This window comes from Methylobacterium sp. WCS2018Hpa-22 (assembly GCF_031843785.1).
Classification (GTDB): domain Bacteria; phylum Pseudomonadota; class Alphaproteobacteria; order Rhizobiales; family Beijerinckiaceae; genus Methylobacterium.
The window spans coordinates 151705-169838 of record NZ_JAVTJA010000010.1 but is presented as its reverse complement, the minus strand read 5'-3'; the positions used below and the strand labels follow the sequence as shown (position 1 = coordinate 169838).

Here is an 18134-nt window from a genome sequence, read left to right as displayed (position 1 = left end):
ACGGTTGCCCGGCTGGGTGAATGGAGGAGCTCTCCCGGCATGAAGCGAGATGACAACCGCACGCTCAACGTGAGTGAGCCCCGTCGCGTGCCCTGGCTCAGCATCGTTCTCGGCTACGGGCCGATGGTGCCGTTCGCCCTCGGTGCAGCTTTCGCCTGGTGGCGGCGGGACGATCTCGGCGATGCGGTCCTCTACCTCACCATTCTATGGGGCTGTGCGATCCTGCTGTTTCTGTCGGGCGTACGGCGTGGTGTCAGCTTCCGCACCGAGGGTGGTCCGACCTTCATCCAGATCGCCACCATGTTCGGCCTGTTCGGCCTCGGTTTTCTCGCGCTCCTGTCCGCATCCCTCGGCCAGACAGTGGCGGCCCTCGCCCTTCTCATCGCCGGCTTCACCGCCGTGGCGATCCTCGATCCCATCGCCGCCCGTACCGGCGAGGCGCCGCTCTTCTTCGCTCGACTTCGCCCGCTGCAGATCCCCATCGCCATTCTCAGCTTATGCGCGCTGCTCGGCCTCAAGCTCTAACGACGGCACCCGGCGTCCCTCCCTTTGCCCGGCACGCTTGCCGCTCGGGAGCGCCCGCGATAGAGCCCGCCTGACATCGACAGCCCGAACGCAAAGCGAAGACACCATGGCCAAGGCCGAATCCAAGAAGGCCGACACGTTGAAGGCGCGCCTGCCGCGCGGCTTCGTCGACCGTCGCGCCGATGAGATCGCCGCCCAGCACCGGATGCTGGAGACGATCCGCCAGAGCTTCGAGCTCTACGGGTTCGAGGCGCTGGAGACGCCCTTCGTCGAATACACCGAGTCCCTCGGCAAGTTCCTGCCCGATCTCGACCGCCCCAACGAGGGCGTGTTCTCGTTCCAAGACGACGACGAATCCTGGCTGTCCCTGCGCTACGACCTCACCGCGCCTCTGGCCCGGCACGTGGCCGAACATTTCGACGCAATCCCCAAGCCCTACCGCAGCTTCCGCGCCGGCTACGTCTTCCGCAACGAGAAGCCCGGTCCCGGCCGTTTCCGCCAGTTCATGCAATGCGATGCCGACATCGTCGGCGCGGGCTCCGTCGCGGCGGATGCCGAGATCTGCATGCTGATGGCCGACACGCTGGAAAAGCTCGGCCTGTCCGGCCAGTACGTCATCAAGGTCAACAACCGGAAGGTGCTCGACGGCGTCATGGAGGCTATCGGCCTCTCGGGCGAGGACAAGGCCGGCCAGCGCCTCACGGTTCTGCGGGCCATCGACAAGCTCGACCGCCTCGGCGTCGACGGGGTACGCCAACTTCTCGGCGAAGGGCGAAAGGACGAGAGCGGTGATTTCGCTAAAGGTGCGGGCCTCGCACCCGACGCCATCGAGCGCATCCTCGCCTACGTCTCTTTCCAGGCCGCTCCCGACGCAGAGGGCGACCGGATGGCGTTCTGGGAGCAATTCTTCGGCTCGTGGAGCGATGTCGTCGGCTCGTCCGAGACCGGCCGTGAGGGCATCGCTGAACTGCATGCGATCATGCGGCTCTGTGCGGCGGCGGGCTATGGCCACGACCGCATCCGGGCCGACCCTTCGGTGGTGCGCGGCCTCGAATACTATACCGGCCCTGTCTACGAGGCCGAGCTGACCTTCCCCGTCACCAACGAGGACGGCCAGACCGTGCGCTTCGGGTCGGTGGCGGGCGGCGGCCGCTATGACGGCCTCGTCGGCCGCTTCCGCGCCGAGCCGGTGCCGGCGACGGGCTTCTCCATCGGCGTGTCGCGCCTGTTCTCGGCGCTGCAACTGACCGGGAGCCCTCTCCTCGAGGGCACCGCGAAGCCCGGTCCGGTGGTGGTGCTGGTTCTCGACCGCGACAACATCGCCGATTACCAGCGCCTCGTAGCGCGCCTGCGCGAGGCCGGCATTCGCGCCGAACTCTATCTCGGCGGCTCCGGCATGAAGGCGCAGATGAAATACGCCGACCGGCGCGGCAGCCCTTGCGCCATCATCCAGGGCTCCAACGAGCGCGAGGCCGGCGAAGTCCAGATCAAGGACCTCATCGAGGGTGCCAAGGCGGCGGGCGACATCGCCAGCAACGCCGAATGGAAGGCGGCGCGCCCGGCCCAGTTCTCGGTCAAGGAAGACGAGATGGTCGAGCGTGTCCGCGAGGTGCTGGCGCGGCATTTCTGAAGGCGACCGGGACAACCGGAGGCTGCGCCATGCGCGGTCCCGCCCCCCCGGATCACTCGCCCGCCGCCCCTCTCACTCGGCTGGTGACAGTTCCGTCCTCGCCAGGCTGAGCGCCGCCTGGCGCAGGTCGCTTGCCGGCACCGCCCCGTAGCGTTCCTCGAACGTCTGCTGCGCCTGCTCCCAAAGGGGAAGCGCGTCCTCCATTCGCCTCCGCCCCGCAGTGGTGAGGGTGAGGGCGCGCGTGCGACCATCCGGTCCGGGACCGACGGCGACGAGCCCGTCCCGCGTGAGGGGACGAAGAGCGCGCCCCATCGTGGTCCGGTCCATCACCATGATCTCCGCGAAGGTGTTGATGGAGATCGGCCCGACACGACCTAGGCTGCGCAACATTCCGTACTGGCTGGTCCGCAGGCCAGTGGGCGCGAGATGCTGGTCGTAATGCTGCGTCAGCCGCCGCGATGCCTGGCGTAGGGCGATGCAGTGGCACGGTGACGCCAAATCCATCGTGAGAAATCCTCGATATACGGAATCACGGGGTCCGGGGACGAGATGCTTGTCTAACGAGTGCATATGCGCCTAAGCAAGGCCGACCGCGTCGTGGTGCCGGGCTTGCTCGCCGGGTCGTCACGCCGAACCACCATGCGGAACCCGAAGAGGCCGTATGTCCATCACTGCTCCCGTCGGATCGTTGTCGAACGCCGTCGCAGGGCCCCTCGCCCGCCGGAACGTTCATTACGGCTGGGTCGTCGCCGCCGTCACCTTCCTCACCATGCTGGTCACGGCCGGCGCCGTGGGTGCGCCCGGCGTCCTGATCCTGCCGCTTCAGAAGGAGTTCGGCTGGGACACGGCGACGATCTCATCGGCCCTGGCCGTGCGCTTCGTGCTGTTCGGATTGATGGGGCCTTTCGCGGCCCAGCTGATGAACCGCTACGGCCCGCGCCGCATCGTGCTCCTGGCGCTTCTCCTCATCGTCGGGGGGTTGCTCACCTCCCTCTTCATGAGCGAGGTCTGGCAGCTGGTCATGCTCTGGGGCGTCGTCGTCGGCATCGGCACGGGGCTTACCGCCCTGGTGCTCGGCGCCACCATCGCGACCCGCTGGTTCTCGCGGTCGCGCGGCCTCGTCGTCGGTCTCCTCACCGCCAGTTCGGCCACCGGCCAACTCATCGTTCTCCCGCTCCTCGCTGCCCTCACCGAGCATCTCGGCTGGCGTGCAGCACTCCTGGTGATCTGTGGACTCCTGCTCGCGGCGGGGGTCGCCGTCACGGCGCTGATGCGCGACCGGCCGGAGGAGATGGGCCTCGCCCCCTATGGCGAGACCGCCGTTACCGGCGCCGTCGCGCCGCCGGCCGTGAACGGCTCCGCCCTCGGGGTCCTGGCGGAGGCGTCGCGCACGGGCGTGTTCTGGGTTCTCTTCGCCACGTTCTTCATCTGCGGAGCCAGCACCAACGGGCTGATCCAGACCCATTTCATCCCCCTCTGCGCCGATTACGGCATCGGCCCGGTCCAGGGGGCGAGCGTGCTCGCTGCGATGGGGGTGTTCGATTTCATCGGCACGGTGGCGTCCGGCTGGCTCTCCGACCGATACGACAACCGCTGGCTCCTGTTCTGGTATTACGGCCTGCGTGGCCTCTCACTGATGTTCCTGCCGTTCTCCGACTTTTCCTTCGTCGGCCTGTCGGTCTTCGCCGCCTTCTATGGGCTCGACTGGATCGCCACGGTGCCACCCACCGTACGGCTCACCGCATCCCGGTTCGGGCGCGAGAAGGCGAACCTCGTCTTCGGCTGGGTGTTCGCGGGCCATCAGCTCGGGGCCGCCACCATCGCCTACGGTGCCGGACTGTCGCGCACGGCCTTGTCGAGCTACCTGCCGGCCTTCTTCGCCGCCGGCGCCCTGTGCATCCTCGCCGCCATCCTGGTCATGACCCTGTCCCGTCCGGGAGACCGGCGGGGCGTCTCACCCGTCGCCCTGCCGACGCGTGGATAGCGGGATGCGGCCGTCAGAGGATCTGCAGCCGCGTACGCGACCCGACGCGCCGCAGCAGGCGAACGAGATCGGCTCGCTTCACCGCCACGCAGCCCTCCGTCGGCAGGTATCCCGGCCGTGCCACATGCAGAAAGATCGCCGAGCCGCGTCCCGGCCGGATCGGCTGCCGGTTGTAGTCGAGGTCGACGACGAGGTCGTAGAGACCGTCCTCCCGCCACATCCGTTCCGCGCTCACGCCGGGGGCGGGCAGGGTGATCGGGCGATTGTAGCGCCGGTCGCGCGGGTCGTCGCACCAGCCGTCGTTCCGCCGCGTCGGGCGCAGAGCCAGGGCGGTGCGGGGGCGCGCGCCGAAATGGTCCGGCCGATAGGCCCCGGCCCGGAGGCGAAAACGACCGCGCGGGGACAGGCCGTCCCCTTCCCGCTTGACCTGCCCGATGCCGGAGCGGCCGAGCGCACAGGGAATGATGGAGCCCGCCATGAGAATCTGCCCGCGGGTCGGGTCACCCACCAGCCGGCGGACGCGGATGAGAGAGAGGGTCAGCGGGATCATGCCCGACTTATCGTCCGAACGGACCGGTTCCGACCAGCGCGTTCCTCGTCACGGCGCTCGATGGTCGCGCCGGCGAGAAACTTTTCGAGGCGTCGAGCCGTCGAGAATGTGCGAAGTCTGGCCCCGCCGCGAAGTCGTTCAAGGTTCTGACATAAAACATCCATCACTCTGCTGTTTTACGCTCGCGGCCGACGATTCGGCCATCTCTCAGGTTTTCGAAACCGGCCCGTCCGGTCTTCCCAGCTGCGTGTGAAAGTATCCCGGCCGATGTCGACCACCCATCGCCTGCTCATCTGCGACGACGACGAGTCTTTGCGCGAAACCTTGATCGAGCAACTCGATCTGTACGAGGAGTTCGTCATCGTCAGCGCGGAAGACGCGAAATCCGCCCTCGCCCGTGTGGCCGAGGACCGGATCGACCTCGCAATCATGGATGTGGGCCTGCCGGACATGGATGGGCGGGAGGCGGTGCGGGCCATGCGCCGCAACGGCTATCGCGGACCGGTCATCATGCTGAGCGCGCAGGATTCGGAGGACGACATGGTGGAGGGCCTGGAGGCGGGCGCCAACGATTATGTCGCCAAGCCCTTCAAGTTCGCCGTGCTCCTCGCGCGGATCCGCGCGCATCTGCGCAGCCATGAGGCGAGCGAGGACGCGGTCTTCCAGATCGGCCCCTACACGTTCCGCCCCGGCGCGAAGCTCCTCGTCTGCGAGCGTGGCTCGAAGTTGAAGCTCACCGAAAAGGAGACCGCGATCCTGCGCTTCCTCTACCGTGCCGGCCGCGAGGTGGTGGGACGTGATACGCTCCTGGCCGAGGTCTGGGGCTACAACGCGCAGGTCACCACGCATACGCTGGAGACCCACATCTACCGCCTGCGCCAGAAGATCGAGCCGAACCCGGCCGTTACCGCCATCCTCGTGACGGAAGGCGGCGGCTACAAGCTGCTGCCCTGAGGATCAGGCAGCCGCGTTCGGCGCATCACCGCCGGACGTGTAGAAGGCCGCAATCTCCCGGATGAGGTCGCGCTGCTGCTCGTAGACGAGATCCGACAGGATTTCGTCGTCGTTGCGGTCGATGACCGACAGCAGGCGGATATCCGGATATTGGCCTTCGAAGAAAACCAGGACTTCGGATTGCGCATAGGGATCGTTCGGATCCAGGCAGAAGTGATTGGACACCGGAATTTCCGTCTTCGTCTTGCTTGAGAGACGCGTCTATCGACCGGTTTCATGACATCTGTTTGATCGACGCTCCGTCCCTGCGCCGGTGCAGCGCCGGATTTCCCCCTCGCCCGCCTTCGGCTAAGGCTTGATCCGTCGGAGGGGTTACCTCCGTCTTGAGGGAGCGCACGGCATTGGGGCTCGACGACGACATCGCGATCCTGGCGGCCGCGCCCCTGTTCAGCCACATGGCGCGCGATGCCCTGAGACTCCTCTCCTTCGCCGCCGAGCGCCGCAGCCTGACGGCGGGCGACGTCCTGTTCGCCCGCGACGAGCGCAGCGATGGCGGGTTCGTCGTCATGTCCGGAACGATCGAACTGGCGCCCCGCGTGGACGGAGCCGAGCCCGTCCGGGTGGGCCGTTCCGCCCTGATCGGACAGATGGCCCTGTTCCTGCGCGGCGAGCGCCCCACCGATGCCCATGCCGTGACACCGGCGGAGGTCGTCCGAATCACGCCCACGCTGATGCGCCGGGTGCTCGAGGAATTTCCCGACGCGGCCGAGACGATCCACGCCACCCTCGCCGACGACCTGGATGCGTTGGTGAAGGGGCTCGACGGCGTCCGCGCCAGGATCGATGCGTTCTGACGGCCGATCGGCGCGCTCCGAGATCTGGCGAAACCGGCACAGACGGGCCACAAGCCTTCAGGTCCTCACACCTGCCCAGGAAGTGCCCATGCGTGCCCTCGTGATTCTGTGCCTCGCTCTCCTGCCCGCCGCCCCCGCCCTGGCCGCATCCCCCTGCGACGAGCTCTGGGGCGAGCGCAACGCGGTCTATGCGGAGGCCGGTTACTGCTTCAAGACGCAGCGGGCGATCTCGGCCTTCGGCAACGTCAATTGCCGCTTCTCCGACATCCGCGACGTCCCGCTCTCTGCCCGCGACCGGGCGAAGGTCGGCGAGATCGTGCGGGAGGAAACCCGTAACGGTTGCCGCGAGTGAGCCTGCGTCTCGCCTGACGCCCCGAGGTGACAGGTCGGGCCGCCTTTTGTAAGCACGGCCCTTCCCCCTAACCGACCGGAACGCCGACATGTCCCACGCCGATCTCTCCACCACCATCGAGACCGCTTGGGAGGAGCGTGCCGGCATCGACGTCTCGACCAAGGGCGCCGTGCGCGACGCCGTGGACGAGGCCCTCGATCTCCTCGATACCGGCAAGGCCCGCGTGGCCGAAAAGGTCGGCGAGGAATGGCAGGTCAACCAGTGGCTCAAGAAGGCGGTGCTGCTGTCCTTCCGCCTCAACGACATGGAGATCATCCATGGCGGACCCGATGGCGCCAATTGGTGGGACAAGGTGCCATCGAAGTTCGAAGGCTGGAAGAAGAAGCATTTTCGTGAGGCCGGTTTCCGGGCCGTGCCGGGCTGCTTCGTGCGCCGTGGCTCCTACATCGCGCCGGGCGCGGTGCTGATGCCCTCCTTCATCAATCTCGGCGCCCATGTGGGTGAGGGCACGATGGTCGACACCTGGGTGACGATCGGCTCCTGCGCGCAGGTGGGGAAGAACTGCCACATCTCCGGCGGCGCCGGCATCGCGGGCGTACTCGAGCCGCTCCAGGCCAACCCGGTCATCATCGAAGACAATTGCTTCATCGGCGCGCGCGCCGAGGTGGCCGAGGGCGTGATCGTCGGTGAGGGCAGCGTGCTCTCCATGGGCGTCTATATCGGCGCGTCGACGAAGATCATCGACCGGTCCACGGGCGAGGTCATGTATGGCCGCGTGCCGCCCTATTCGGTGGTGGTCTCGGGCACGACGCCCGGCAAGGACCTGCCCGACGGCACGCCCGGCCCCGGCCTCTACTGCGCCGTCATCGTCAAGCGCGTCGATGCCGGCACCCGCTCCAAGACCGCCATCAACGAGCTGCTCCGGACCTGAGACCCGTACGCATTCGACGCGGATCGGCACTCTCCTCTTTCCCGTCGAGGAAAGAGGGGAGGCGGACGCTCGTCCTCGGCCCTGGCGCGACACCGAGCCGGCCTATGCGGCAGCGACCGGCGCGTTAGATCTCCAATCCGATGCAGACCGTCCCGGATGAGGCGTTGCCAACGATGATCGAGCCTGCCCACTCCACCCGTGGCTTTCAGCTCGACGTGCTGGAGCGCAAGGTCCCTACGCCGTGCGACATCGTCGGGAGCGGCCCGGCCGCTCTGCTCCTGCCCGCCCTGTCGTCGATCTCAGCACGGGCGGAGATGCGGCCCCTGGCCAAGATCCTGGGCCACGACTACCGCTGCCTCATTCCCGACTGGCCCGGCTTCGGCAACCATCCGCGATCCCGCATCGCCATGGAGCCGGAGACTTTCCATGCCTTCATGGATTCGCTGATCGCAGCCGTGCCGGGCCCCTACGCCATCGGCATCGCGGCGGGTCATGCGGCCTCTTATCTCGTGGCAGCCGCCCAACGGAATCCAGGCCAGTTCGACCAGCTCGTTCTCGTCGCTCCTACATGGCGTGGACCGCTGCCCACCGCGCTCGGTGATGCGCGCCGTGGCTGGCTCTCGGGCATCCGCAAGGCCATCGAGCTTCCGCTTCTCGGCGAGGCGCTCTACCGTATCAATATCAGTCCCCCGGTGATCGGCCGGATGATGCGCGCGCATGTCTATGCCGATACGGACCACGTCACGCCGGGCATCATCGCCGACAAACATGCCGTGACGCTCCAGCCGGGTGGCCGTTTCGGCACGGCGGCCTTCGTCACCGGAGGGCTCGACCCGTTCAAGGCCCGCAAGGACTTCCTGGCCCTGTTCGAAGCCGAAGGGCTTCCGCCGATCCTGGTCCTGCGTCCCGAACGCGCCCCGCGCCGGTCCGGCGCCGAGATGGACGCCCTCATCGCCGCCGGCCATGTGGCCAAGGCTTCGATTCCGGGGGCCCTCAGCCCGCACGAGGAATATCCGTGGGAAGTCGCCGCCGCGATCCGCGCGGGCATCCGTTAGGGGGATCCCGCGGCCGTCGAGGGGCACATTCGTTACGGAATGACGAAATGTCATGCGTTTCGAGTGCCATACGAGTGTCGTTCAGGAACCCTATGGCTCCCGTATCGCTTGCCATTCCCGACGCATTTCACCCTGAGCCGCTGCCATGTCTCCTCTGCTTCCCGCTCTCGCGTCGCTAGCCTTCACGTCCTGCGCCTTCATGGCGGCTCCCGTCTTGGCGCAGGCGCCCACGCCGAACCCCGCCGACACCAAAGCCACGAGCGGAAAGCCTCGGTCGGCGCCAGCCGTCGCAGCGACTCCGTTGACGCCGGGGATGCCGGCACGCGCGCCCTATCTGTCCGACGCCACAGCACCTGATACAGTCGCGATCCTGCCTCCGCCCCCGCGGGGTCAATCGGCTGCCGAAACGGCGGATAAGACCATCTTCTCGGCGACCCGCGCCCTGAAGGGTAGCGCGCGCTGGGAACTCGCCACGGCGGATGTGGCGGACGGCCCCTCGGCCATCCTCGATGATTTCGCCTGCGTACTCGGGCGCAAGATCGATCAGTCCCGCTCGCCGGCCCTGATGACGCTGCTCGAACGCACGCGCCTCGATATCAGCCGGGCCACCCGCCCACTCAAGGAACATTACCGTCGCCTGCGTCCCTTCGTCGGCAACGACGCGGAGATCTGCGTGGCGCGGACCCGCGAACTCGGAGACGCGTTCAGCTTCCCCTCGAGTCACGCGACTCAAGGCTGGGCCTACGCATCCATCCTCGCGGCCCTGGTTCCGGAGAAGGCCACACAGTTCTTCCTGCGCGGCAAGGCTTACGGTGAGAACCGCATCGTTTGCGGCGTGCATTGGGCCAGCGACGTGGAGGCCGGACGCACCACGGCCAGCGTCGTCATCAGCGCGCTCCAGGGCGATGCGGGCTTCCGGGCCGATCTCGAAAAGGCACGGGTGGAGATCGGCAAGAACCTCTCGCAAGAAGGCTTGCCACCGGACGCGGCGATCTGTGCCCGCGAGACCTCGGCCCTGCGCGAGCCGATCCTGTAGGCGGTCACGAAGACGCGTCAGCGACCTGCGACGTTGGCCGCTGACCGTCAGCCGGCTGCGTAGGCAAGCGAGGAACTTTCAGCCCATCCGCCAAGACCGATCGATGATCGAACGAAGAAAGGCCCGACCGTTATCCCGGTCGGGCCTTTCTTCGTTTTCCCGTGAAACGGAAGGGGAGGGGCTTTGCCCCTACCCCGCGCTGGTCTTGCCGCGCTTCCGGCGCCGGGCGAGGAGATTGAGCCCCTCGACGCCGGCCGAGAAGGCCATGGCGGTGTAGATATAGCCCTTCGGCACATGGGCGCCGAAACCTTCCGCGATCAGCGTCATGCCGATCATGATGAGGAAGCCGAGAGCCAGCATCACCACGGTGGGGTTGGCGGCGATGAAGCGCGCCAGCGGGTCGGCTGCCAGCAGCATGACGGTGACGGCCGTGATGACGGCGATCACCATGATCGGCACGTGATCGGTCATGCCGACGGCCGTGATGATGCTGTCGATGGAGAAGACGAGGTCGAGGACCAGGATCTGGCCGACAGCTGTGGCAAAGCTCAGCGCCACCGGGGCGGACGCGTCTTCGTGGCCGTCGTCGGGATCGACGCTCTCATGGATCTCCTTCGTCGCCTTCCACAGCAGGAACAGGCCGCCGCCGATGAGGATCATGTCCCGCCAGGAGAAGGCCTTGCCGAAGATCTCAAAGACCGGCTGCGTCAGGTGGACGATGTAGGCGACGGTGCCGAGCAGGCCGAGGCGAAGGATCAGAGCGAGGCCGATGCCGATGCGGCGGGCCTTGGTCTGCTGATGGGCCGGCAGCTTGTTGGTGAGAATCGAGATGAAGATCAGGTTGTCGATACCGAGCACCACCTCCATCACGATGAGGGTGGCGAGCGCCACCCAGGCGGTCGGGTCGGCGGCGAGTTGAAGAAGCGAATCCACGGGGAGAGAACCTCGAACGTCGTCAGGTCGGAAAGCGGCGGAAGATCAGGATGCGGCGGGCACGATGCCGGGACGCTCCGAAGGTTCCGGCGCGAAGATCCGGAGGGCCTTGGGCACGACCTTGAAATGCGCCGGCGTATAGGTGGAGAGTTCCCCGTCGGTGTTCACCGGACGAGGCTTCTTCGTCTTCACTACGATCTCGGTGGTGTTGAAGGCACGAACGTCGGCGGCTTTGCCCTGGGTGCCCCGACGGAGGGCCGGCAGCAGCGCGATGAGCCGCCACCAATGCCCGACCTCCAGGCTGTAGAAATCGAGCTTGCCGTCATCGACGGTAGCGGTCTCTTCCACGGTCATCCCGCCGCCATAGTGGCGCCCGTTGCCCACCGAAACCTGGATCGTGGTGATGGTCTCGGTCAGTCCGTCATGTTCGAGATAGACCGTGAAGGGACGTACCCGCCTCAGGACGCGCATGGCTGCAATGGCGTAGCCGAGCGTGCCCCATTTCTTCTTCGATTCGGCGGTGAGGTCACCCGCAAGATCGGCGGAGAAGCCGATACTCGCGACGTTGAAATAGTAGCGGCCGTTGACCCAGCCGAGATCCACCGCCTGGGGCTTCGCCGTGCCGATGAGCTCGGCGGCTTCCACCGGGTCGGTGGGCAGGCCGAGGGAGCGGGCGAGGTCGTTGGCGGTGCCGAGCGGCAGGATCCCCAACGGTAATCCGGTCTCGACCAGAGCGGGGGCGGCCGAATTCATGGTGCCGTCGCCACCGCCGAGGATGACGAGATCGCACTCCTTCGCGTGACGCTTGATCACTGCCGTGCAATCGGGATCGCCCGGCGGCTCGAAGGGCTCGATGCCGGCGGCGCGCAGGGAATCGCGCACGGCGTCGAGGGAAAACGAGCCGTTCCGAGCGTTCGGATTGACGAGAAGGAGGGCCCGGCGAGTGGATGCGGCACTCATGAGGCCACCTCCGAAAACGAGCATCCCGAGATGCCGCAAAAGATCATCGATACAACCACGTGTGTCAGAACCCCCCGGTGCGTTCGCGCCGCGTCAGCGCAAAGGCAGAGAAGGAGTCCGACATCGCGGCCGACGCCTCGGCCGCCAGAGGGGCCCGGACCCGTCAAGCTCTCAAGAGGTGGGCGCTTCCGCGAGGATGGCAAGAGGTCATGCCCAGGAGATCGGCTTCAGGAGATCGGCGGCAACGCCCCGGGGACAGGATACTCCCTGGGAGAAAGCGTGCCTGCAACTTCGGCGGAGAATGCCCGCCAACCGTTGGGAACAACGGGCATAGCGCGGGGAACGAGGGCTGACCCGACCGGTCGGCGCGGCGGTATGCTAGGTCTCTTGCCGGGGCGAGGTCCTTTGGCGAACGACCCGGTTCGACGCGGGCAACCGAACACCCGACCCTGACGTTTCCCTTCGACGTTTTCCTTCGGCCGGGCGCTCTGATGCGGTCGTGCCCACCTTCCACGTCGTTCGCGACAGCGGTGAGATGCCATGCACCACGGATTGTTCTCCACCTGCTCGGCCGCCCTTCTCGTGGCCCTGGTCTCTACGGTCAGCGCCGAGGCGCAGGGGCGCCCGGCCTGGGTCGACCCCCCGGCCAAGGCCGATGTGAAGCCCGAACCCAAGAGTGAGGCGAAACCTGTCTCCCCTCAGGCGGTGCAGGAGGCCCCCCAGAGCAGTCCGGCTCAGGCGGCGAAGCCCGAGACCACGACGCGCGCCGCATCCGTCGCGGAGAGAGGCGCGGAGGCACCGCGGCGGGCTCGTCGTGGCACCCGCCACGCCGAGACCAGGCATTCCCCCCGCCGGCTCTCGCAAGTTCCGCCGAATGCGCTTCCCCTCACCGTCTCCCCCGGCGCACCGCCCCCGAGCTTGGCGATGGCCTCCGAGGATCGCTTTCCCGAATGGGCACGCAAGGCCCAAAGGCTGAACGAGGATTATCTCGACGCGATCTCTGAGCCCGGCGATGGCATGGTCGCCGCAGCACCACGCTTCTACGCCGATCATGTCCGCTTCCACGGTCGCACCCTGTCGCTGACGGCGGTGATGGCGGAGAAGCGCCGCTTCGTCCGACGCTGGCCGGACCGCCGCTACGTGGTGCAGGACGGCTCCCCGCGCACGGCCTGCAGCGTCAACACGAGCAGCTGTATCGTGCGCTCGACCTTCGATTTCCGTGCCGCGAATCCAAGGAACGGTGCCCGCTCGCAGGGCGTGGCGGAACTGACCCTCGAGATTTCGTTCGCCGGATCACGCCCGGTGATCGTGTCTGAGTCGAGCCGCGTCCTGCGCCGCTTCGCACCTGGACCGCTGAGTGCGGCCGTATCGACACGGCATGGTGCCTGAGCCACAGTCGAACCAATGATCGCGACCGCCCCAAAGACACGCGCAACGGACACGTCACGCGCCGCCGACAAGACGCGCGCCACCGGCAAGGCTTCGAAAACGAATCCGTCCGACGAGGCCGAGGCTCCGGCCATTGTCGCTGCTCGGGCTGCCCGAGAGGCAGTCAGATCCCTGATCGATGCGGAGATCCGGCGCCAGAACGCTTTCCCGGTGGCCCGGCGGACGCTTCAGCTTTTGGCTGAGGCCGTGGTCGAGCCGACATCCGCTCCGCCCTTCTACCGAATCGTCAACCGTTCCGGGATACCTCGGCAGGGCGAGACCGGCCCCCTGACCTTATCGGAGCTGTTCGCCGAATTGCGGGAGCGTCATGGGGCACTGTTCGTGCCGGTGCCACCCGAACCCGTGGCGGACGTGCCGCCCGAGCCCACCGCATCGGACGAGATCAAGGCAGCCACGTCCCGGTTCGTGGAAACGCAGTCTGAGCTGGCCCGCTCCGTGATGGCCCGTTCGGTCGCCAGGGGAAGGTCCGCCGCGGCTGCGGTCTCGGCGACCCTGGCGGGCACTTTGAGCAACGTCCGCCACTCCCTGGCCGATCGCCCGAGCGACGGGCAAGGCGCCGGGCCGCAACCGAGTCTGCGCGAGCGCGGCATGCGCATCGGGGCCTCCTTCGGCGACAGGGCCCGCGAGACCGTCGCCATCGCTCGTGAGCGTCTCTCGGGCCTCGCTGCAAAGAACGGCACGACGTCTCCTCTGGCGACCCCAGGCCAAGGAGCGCAACCAGCCCGCTGGCCCGGGCTGCTCGCCCGCGCCGGTGACCGGGTCCGTCGCCTTCGGCGGGATGACGGCACGATCCTGACCCGGCCGAGCGTGCTCGCAGGCGCGGGACTGCTTGGCAGCCTCGCCCTCATCTTGCTCCTCACCCAGGGCGGTGGGGAAGACAGGCCGGCCTCCGCACCGGATGCGGAAGCTCCGCGCCAGGAAACGAAGGCACAGGATTCGGCCCCGCCGACGCAGCCGCCCCAAACGCAGCAGGCGCAGAACCAGCCATCCACCATGACCAACCCGCGTGAGACCGTTACGCCGGCGACGCCCCCCGGGATTCCCGCGGAAGAGCCGAGCCCGCCCTCGGCCGAGGAGAGCCGGGCCAATCCCCCACAGCCGTCCAATGCCGTCACCGGCAAGACCGAAGTGATCGACACCGCAACCCTGCGCGTCGGCGGCAAGCTCGTTCGCTTGTTCGGTGTGGAATGGGTCCGTGGCGGGCAGCCGGAGGAACTGACCCGCTACCTCGCCGGCCGTCCGGTAACGTGCCAGCCGGTCGCCGGAAGTGCGGCCTATCTCTGCGCGGTGGAAAGCCGCGACCTGTCCGAAGTCGTGCTCTTCAACGGCGGAGGCCGGGCCTCTTCGGAGGCGACGCCCGATCTCGTCGCCGCCGAAGACCGTGCGCGGACGGAGCGCCTCGGAGTTTGGGCGCGCTGACGCGAGGATGATTCACCTTGCATAGGGGAAGACGCTCGGCCTCAATGCCCTTCCTTGAAGGGATGTGGGGACAGGCATGGATCTCTCGATCGGGTTGAGCGTGATGGCGGTGGCGCTCGTGATCCTGGTGGTCGTCACCCTCGCCATCGGCATCAACGTCATCCCGCAGGGCCACGTCTACACGGTGGAGCGGTTCGGCCGGTACTCGCGCACCCTGGAATCCGGGCTCGGCCTGATCGCACCGTATGTGGAGCGGATCGGCCGGCGCGTGAACGTGATGGAGCAGGTCATCGAGGTGCCGAGCCAGGAGGCCTTCACCCGCGACAATGCGGGGGTGAAGATCGACGCGGTGGTGTTCTACCAGGTGCTCGACGCGGCCAAGGCGTCCTACGAAATTTCGAACCTCGAAACCGCGATGATGACGCTGACGATGACCAACATCCGCACCGTCGTCGGCTCCATGGATCTCGACCAGCTGCTGTCGCACCGTGACGAGATCAACGAGCGCCTGCTCCATGTCATGGACGCGGCCTCCTCGCCCTGGGGCGTGAAGATGACTCGCATCGAGATCAAGGACATCCTGCCGCCCGCCGATCTCGCCGGCGCCATGGCGCGCCAGATGAAGGCCGAGCGCGAGAAGCGTGCCTCCGTACTCGAAGCCGAGGGCCATCGGCAGGCCGATATCCTGCGCGCCGAAGGGCGTAAGCAATCCGCCATCCTCGAAGCCGAGGGCCGGCGCGAAGCTGCCTTCCGCGACGCGGAGGGGCGCGAGCGCAGCGCCGAGGCGGAGGCGCGCGCAACCGGCCTCATCAGCGCGGCCATCTCCGAGGGCGATCTGGCGGCGGCAAATTTCCTGGTGGCCGAGAAATACGTGGACGCGATCAAGGCCCTGGCCACAGCACCGAACCAGCGGGTGGTGGTGGTGCCGATCGAGGCGGCCTCCCTCGCGGGCACCCTGGGTGGCATCGCCGAGATCACCCGTAGCGTGTTCGGCGAGGGAGCGGCGCAGACGCGCAAGAGCTCCGGCCTCCCGCCCAAGGTCGGGCCGAGCAGCGGAAGCTCCTCGTGAACCTCGACATCCTGAGCGCTTTGGGGCCGGTCTGGACCTGGGTCCTGATCGGGCTGATCCTGATGGGAGCGGAGCTCGCGATCTCGGGCGTGTTCCTGGTCTGGCTCGGCATCGCGGCCATGATCACGGGGCTTGAGACAGCCCTCGTGCCCATGCCCTGGCAGGCTCAGATCCTGTTCTTCGCCGGCCTCTCGGTGGGGCTCGTCATCCTCGCGCAGAAGCGGATGGCCGGACGGCCCAACAGCCTCAATCGGGGTGCGAACGGGCTGATCGGCCAGGAGTTTCGCCTCGATACCGCCATTACCGAAGGGTTCGGGCGGATCAGGGTGAACGACACCGTGTGGCGCGTCTCCGGTGCCGACGCACCGGCCGGCACCCGGATCCGGGTCACCGGCATCGAGGGAACCGTCCTCATCGTAACGACGGCCTGACAGCCGGAGGAAGACTCCTCCGGCTTCGCTCGGGCAGGTTCAGGCGACGCTGATATCGACCTGGATGTTGCCGCGAGTGGCGTGGGAATAGGGGCACACCACATCGGCGCGCTTCACCAGATCCTCGGCCTTGTCCCGCTCGATGCCCGGCAGGGTGGCCTTGAGGGTGACGACGAGACCGAAGCCCTCGCCGTCGTCACGCGGGCCGATGCCGACGGAGGATTCGACCTTGGCGTCCTCGGGGATCTTCACCTTGTCCTTGGCGGCGACGAACTTGATCGCGCCGAGGAAGCATGCGGCATAGCCGGTGGCGAAGAGCTGCTCGGGATTGGTGCCGTTGCCGCCGCCACCACCGAGTTCCTTCGGCGTCACGAGGGTGACATCGACGGCCTTGTCGTCGGTGGAGGCCGAACCTTCACGGCCGCCGGTGGCGTGGGCATGAGCGGTGTAGAGAGCCTTCATCGGAGGTACTTTCTGCTGGGTATGAAATAGGGATTGCGTCTGGAACTGGGGTTCGGCGAGGCTTCGTTCCTTTATCGAGGAAATTTTCGCCACCACTGATCCTCGGGTGAACGAAACTCGGTTGCGCGCAACTGATATTCCATATGGCACCAAACCCGATTGCGCGCAACCATGATGCGGAATTACCGCGAACGTTGGTGACCATTCCGCATTATCAATTAGATAGGGTACTCGGCTTGGACCCGACACCGTACCCGACCGACATGAAGGAGGCCGCACGAATGGCGGGCCGGACCACCACGCAGACCTCTGAATCCCAGGACGTCCCGGTCGCCGAAAGGGGGGTCGACGGCCAGCTTTGCTTCGCGGTCTATTCTGCGGCTCACGCTTTCGGTCGTGCCTACCGTGCCCTGCTGGCCGCCCATGATCTGACCTACCCGCAGTACCTCGTCCTCCTCGTCCTCTGGGAACAGGAGGGGCTGACGGTGAAGGAGATCGGCACGCGCCTGTTCCTCGATTCCGGAACGCTCACGCCCCTTCTCAAGCGGCTGGAGACATCGGGCCATGTCCGCCGCGCCCGCGACCGGGCCGATGAGCGCCAAGTGAGCATCTTCCTGACGCCGAAGGGCCGTGAACTGCAGGGGCGGATGGATTGCGTGCCCGGCCTCGCCGGCGCCTTGACGGGAATGTCGGAGGAGGCACGGCACGCGCTCCTCGAATCCCTCGTGATGCTGCGCGGCGCGCTTCACGACAACGTGGCCGACGCCATGGCGGAAACCGCTGTCTCCGAGCGAGGGGCAAGGGCATGAAAAAGGCCGCCTCCCCGGCGGGGAAGCGGCCTCTCGATCGCTGATTCCGATCCGGCGGAGGATCGAGGAACGCTCTCAGTTCTGGGTCTTGAGGTAGGCGATCACGTCAGCGAGCTTCTTGTCGTCCTTGAGGCCGGGATAGACCATCTTGTTGCCGGGCACCTTCGCCTTCGGGTCCTTCAGCCACTCCTTGAGGTTCGCCTCGTCCCAGGTGATGCCCGAGCCCTTGAGAGCGGCCGAGTAGCTGTAGCCCTCGTAGGTGCCGGCCTTGCGGCCGACGACGCCCTTCAGATCGGGGCCGACGCCGTTCTTCACGAAATTGTGGCAGGCCTTGCAAGGCGCGAAAGCCTTCTCGCCCGCTGCTGCGTCGCCGGCTTCCTGAGCCTGGGCGGAGATCGGGAGCATGAGCGCGAGGGCGGCGCCGAGGATGAGGTGACGCATTATGATTTTTCCTCCATTGGGCAGCATGAGCCAGCCGAGCTTATGGCAGAGCTTTTGGTTTTAGAACAGATCGAGACTGGGAACGTTCCAAACTCGCCTCGCGGTCCGTGCGGCGAAACGAAGCCGACACCTCTCCATTTCGCCTTCAGACAACGTCGACACACCCGATCCTGATGCATCGAAACCGGTTATCGTTTAGATATCTTCCAATTCCATTGTCCTGAACGGTTCAAGGCTCGTTTTTAGTCCTTCCAAGCTGAGCGGTGGCTGAAGACAGGCCGATCCATCGA

Annotated in this window: 21 protein-coding genes; 14 read left to right on the top strand and 7 right to left on the bottom strand. The window is 66.8% G+C overall.

The genetic code is table 11. The annotated features are described in order from the left end of the window. Positions 1-39: 39 nt before the first annotated feature. Positions 40-525 (top strand): DUF3429 domain-containing protein, encoded by a 486-nt coding sequence (locus tag RQI43_RS15190; RefSeq protein WP_311275675.1) that lies wholly within the window; start codon positions 40-42, stop codon positions 523-525. Positions 526-631: 106 nt separating this feature from the next. Further along, a complete protein-coding gene (hisS, locus tag RQI43_RS15185) occupies positions 632-2155 on the top strand; it encodes a histidine--tRNA ligase (protein ID WP_311275674.1) in 1524 nt (507 codons plus the stop codon). A gap of 72 nt (positions 2156-2227) precedes the next feature. Here hisS and RQI43_RS15180 read toward each other — a convergent pair whose 3' ends face one another. Continuing rightward, positions 2228-2659, bottom strand: a complete 432-nt coding sequence (locus tag RQI43_RS15180; protein WP_311275673.1) for a MarR family winged helix-turn-helix transcriptional regulator — start codon at positions 2657-2659, stop codon at positions 2228-2230. 157 nt (positions 2660-2816) lie between these two features. On the opposite strand from RQI43_RS15180, the gene RQI43_RS15175 reads away from it, so the two are divergent. Beyond that, the gene (locus RQI43_RS15175) at positions 2817-4139 is read left to right on the top strand and encodes an MFS transporter (RefSeq protein ID WP_056423070.1); all 1323 of its coding nucleotides are present in this window, start codon (positions 2817-2819) and stop codon (positions 4137-4139) included. A gap of 13 nt (positions 4140-4152) precedes the next feature. Here the strand turns inward: RQI43_RS15175 and RQI43_RS15170 are convergent, their stop codons facing one another. Further along, positions 4153-4689: a L,D-transpeptidase family protein gene (locus tag RQI43_RS15170; RefSeq protein ID WP_311275672.1), complete on the bottom strand. Its 537-nt coding sequence runs from the start codon at positions 4687-4689 to the stop codon at positions 4153-4155. A gap of 267 nt (positions 4690-4956) precedes the next feature. Between RQI43_RS15170 and RQI43_RS15165 the strand changes: the two genes are divergently transcribed. Then, positions 4957-5643 carry a response regulator transcription factor gene (locus RQI43_RS15165; protein ID WP_056423065.1) on the top strand — a complete coding sequence of 229 codons (687 nt, stop codon included), beginning with the start codon at positions 4957-4959 and terminating at the stop codon, positions 5641-5643. A gap of 3 nt (positions 5644-5646) precedes the next feature. Here the strand turns inward: RQI43_RS15165 and RQI43_RS15160 are convergent, their stop codons facing one another. Then, positions 5647-5868 carry a hypothetical protein gene (locus RQI43_RS15160; protein ID WP_056423062.1) on the bottom strand — a complete coding sequence of 74 codons (222 nt, stop codon included), beginning with the start codon at positions 5866-5868 and terminating at the stop codon, positions 5647-5649. A gap of 176 nt (positions 5869-6044) precedes the next feature. Between RQI43_RS15160 and RQI43_RS15155 the strand changes: the two genes are divergently transcribed. The 5 genes from RQI43_RS15155 to RQI43_RS15135 all read left to right on the top strand — a co-directional run bounded on the left by RQI43_RS15155 (position 6045) and on the right by RQI43_RS15135 (position 9871). Next, positions 6045-6497: a cyclic nucleotide-binding domain-containing protein gene (locus tag RQI43_RS15155; protein ID WP_056423059.1), complete on the top strand. Its 453-nt coding sequence runs from the start codon at positions 6045-6047 to the stop codon at positions 6495-6497. An 88-nt stretch (positions 6498-6585) separates the two neighbouring features. Beyond that, complete coding sequence (locus tag RQI43_RS15150) at positions 6586-6849, top strand: YARHG domain-containing protein (RefSeq protein ID WP_056423056.1); 264 nt, start codon at positions 6586-6588, stop codon at positions 6847-6849. Between the two features lie 88 nt (positions 6850-6937). Continuing rightward, positions 6938-7780: a 2,3,4,5-tetrahydropyridine-2,6-dicarboxylate N-succinyltransferase gene (dapD, locus tag RQI43_RS15145; protein ID WP_056423053.1), complete on the top strand. Its 843-nt coding sequence runs from the start codon at positions 6938-6940 to the stop codon at positions 7778-7780. 173 nt (positions 7781-7953) lie between these two features. Beyond that, positions 7954-8835: an alpha/beta fold hydrolase gene (locus tag RQI43_RS15140; RefSeq protein ID WP_311275671.1), complete on the top strand. Its 882-nt coding sequence runs from the start codon at positions 7954-7956 to the stop codon at positions 8833-8835. 145 nt (positions 8836-8980) lie between these two features. Next, positions 8981-9871 carry a phosphatase PAP2 family protein gene (locus RQI43_RS15135; RefSeq protein ID WP_311275670.1) on the top strand — a complete coding sequence of 297 codons (891 nt, stop codon included), beginning with the start codon at positions 8981-8983 and terminating at the stop codon, positions 9869-9871. A 189-nt stretch (positions 9872-10060) separates the two neighbouring features. Here the strand turns inward: RQI43_RS15135 and RQI43_RS15130 are convergent, their stop codons facing one another. After that, positions 10061-10804 (bottom strand): TerC family protein, encoded by a 744-nt coding sequence (locus RQI43_RS15130; RefSeq protein WP_311275669.1) that lies wholly within the window; start codon positions 10802-10804, stop codon positions 10061-10063. Between the two features lie 45 nt (positions 10805-10849). After that, positions 10850-11764 carry a lipid kinase gene (locus tag RQI43_RS15125; RefSeq protein WP_311275668.1) on the bottom strand — a complete coding sequence of 305 codons (915 nt, stop codon included), beginning with the start codon at positions 11762-11764 and terminating at the stop codon, positions 10850-10852. A 540-nt stretch (positions 11765-12304) separates the two neighbouring features. Here RQI43_RS15125 and RQI43_RS15120 point away from each other — a divergent pair. From RQI43_RS15120 to RQI43_RS15105, 4 genes are all read left to right on the top strand, one after another. Then, on the top strand, positions 12305-13153 hold the full coding sequence (locus RQI43_RS15120) for a hypothetical protein (protein WP_056423042.1): 849 nt from the start codon (positions 12305-12307) through the stop codon (positions 13151-13153). Positions 13154-13168: 15 nt separating this feature from the next. Beyond that, the gene (locus tag RQI43_RS15115) at positions 13169-14632 is read left to right on the top strand and encodes a hypothetical protein (protein ID WP_311275667.1); all 1464 of its coding nucleotides are present in this window, start codon (positions 13169-13171) and stop codon (positions 14630-14632) included. 76 nt (positions 14633-14708) lie between these two features. Next, positions 14709-15701, top strand: a complete 993-nt coding sequence (locus RQI43_RS15110; protein ID WP_311275666.1) for an SPFH domain-containing protein — start codon at positions 14709-14711, stop codon at positions 15699-15701. Next, on the top strand, positions 15698-16132 hold the full coding sequence (locus tag RQI43_RS15105) for an NfeD family protein (RefSeq protein ID WP_311275665.1): 435 nt from the start codon (positions 15698-15700) through the stop codon (positions 16130-16132). Before RQI43_RS15110 ends, RQI43_RS15105 begins: the two co-directional genes overlap by 4 nt. Positions 16133-16171: 39 nt before the next feature. On the opposite strand, the gene RQI43_RS15100 is transcribed toward RQI43_RS15105, so the two are convergent. Next, complete coding sequence (locus RQI43_RS15100) at positions 16172-16594, bottom strand: organic hydroperoxide resistance protein (protein WP_056148692.1); 423 nt, start codon at positions 16592-16594, stop codon at positions 16172-16174. Between the two features lie 281 nt (positions 16595-16875). Between RQI43_RS15100 and RQI43_RS15095 the strand changes: the two genes are divergently transcribed. After that, the gene (locus RQI43_RS15095; RefSeq protein ID WP_311275664.1) at positions 16876-17403 is read left to right on the top strand and encodes a MarR family transcriptional regulator; all 528 of its coding nucleotides are present in this window, start codon (positions 16876-16878) and stop codon (positions 17401-17403) included. Between the two features lie 75 nt (positions 17404-17478). Here RQI43_RS15095 and RQI43_RS15090 read toward each other — a convergent pair whose 3' ends face one another. Next, complete coding sequence (locus tag RQI43_RS15090; protein ID WP_056249457.1) at positions 17479-17844, bottom strand: cytochrome c family protein; 366 nt, start codon at positions 17842-17844, stop codon at positions 17479-17481. Positions 17845-18134 lie beyond the last annotated feature (290 nt).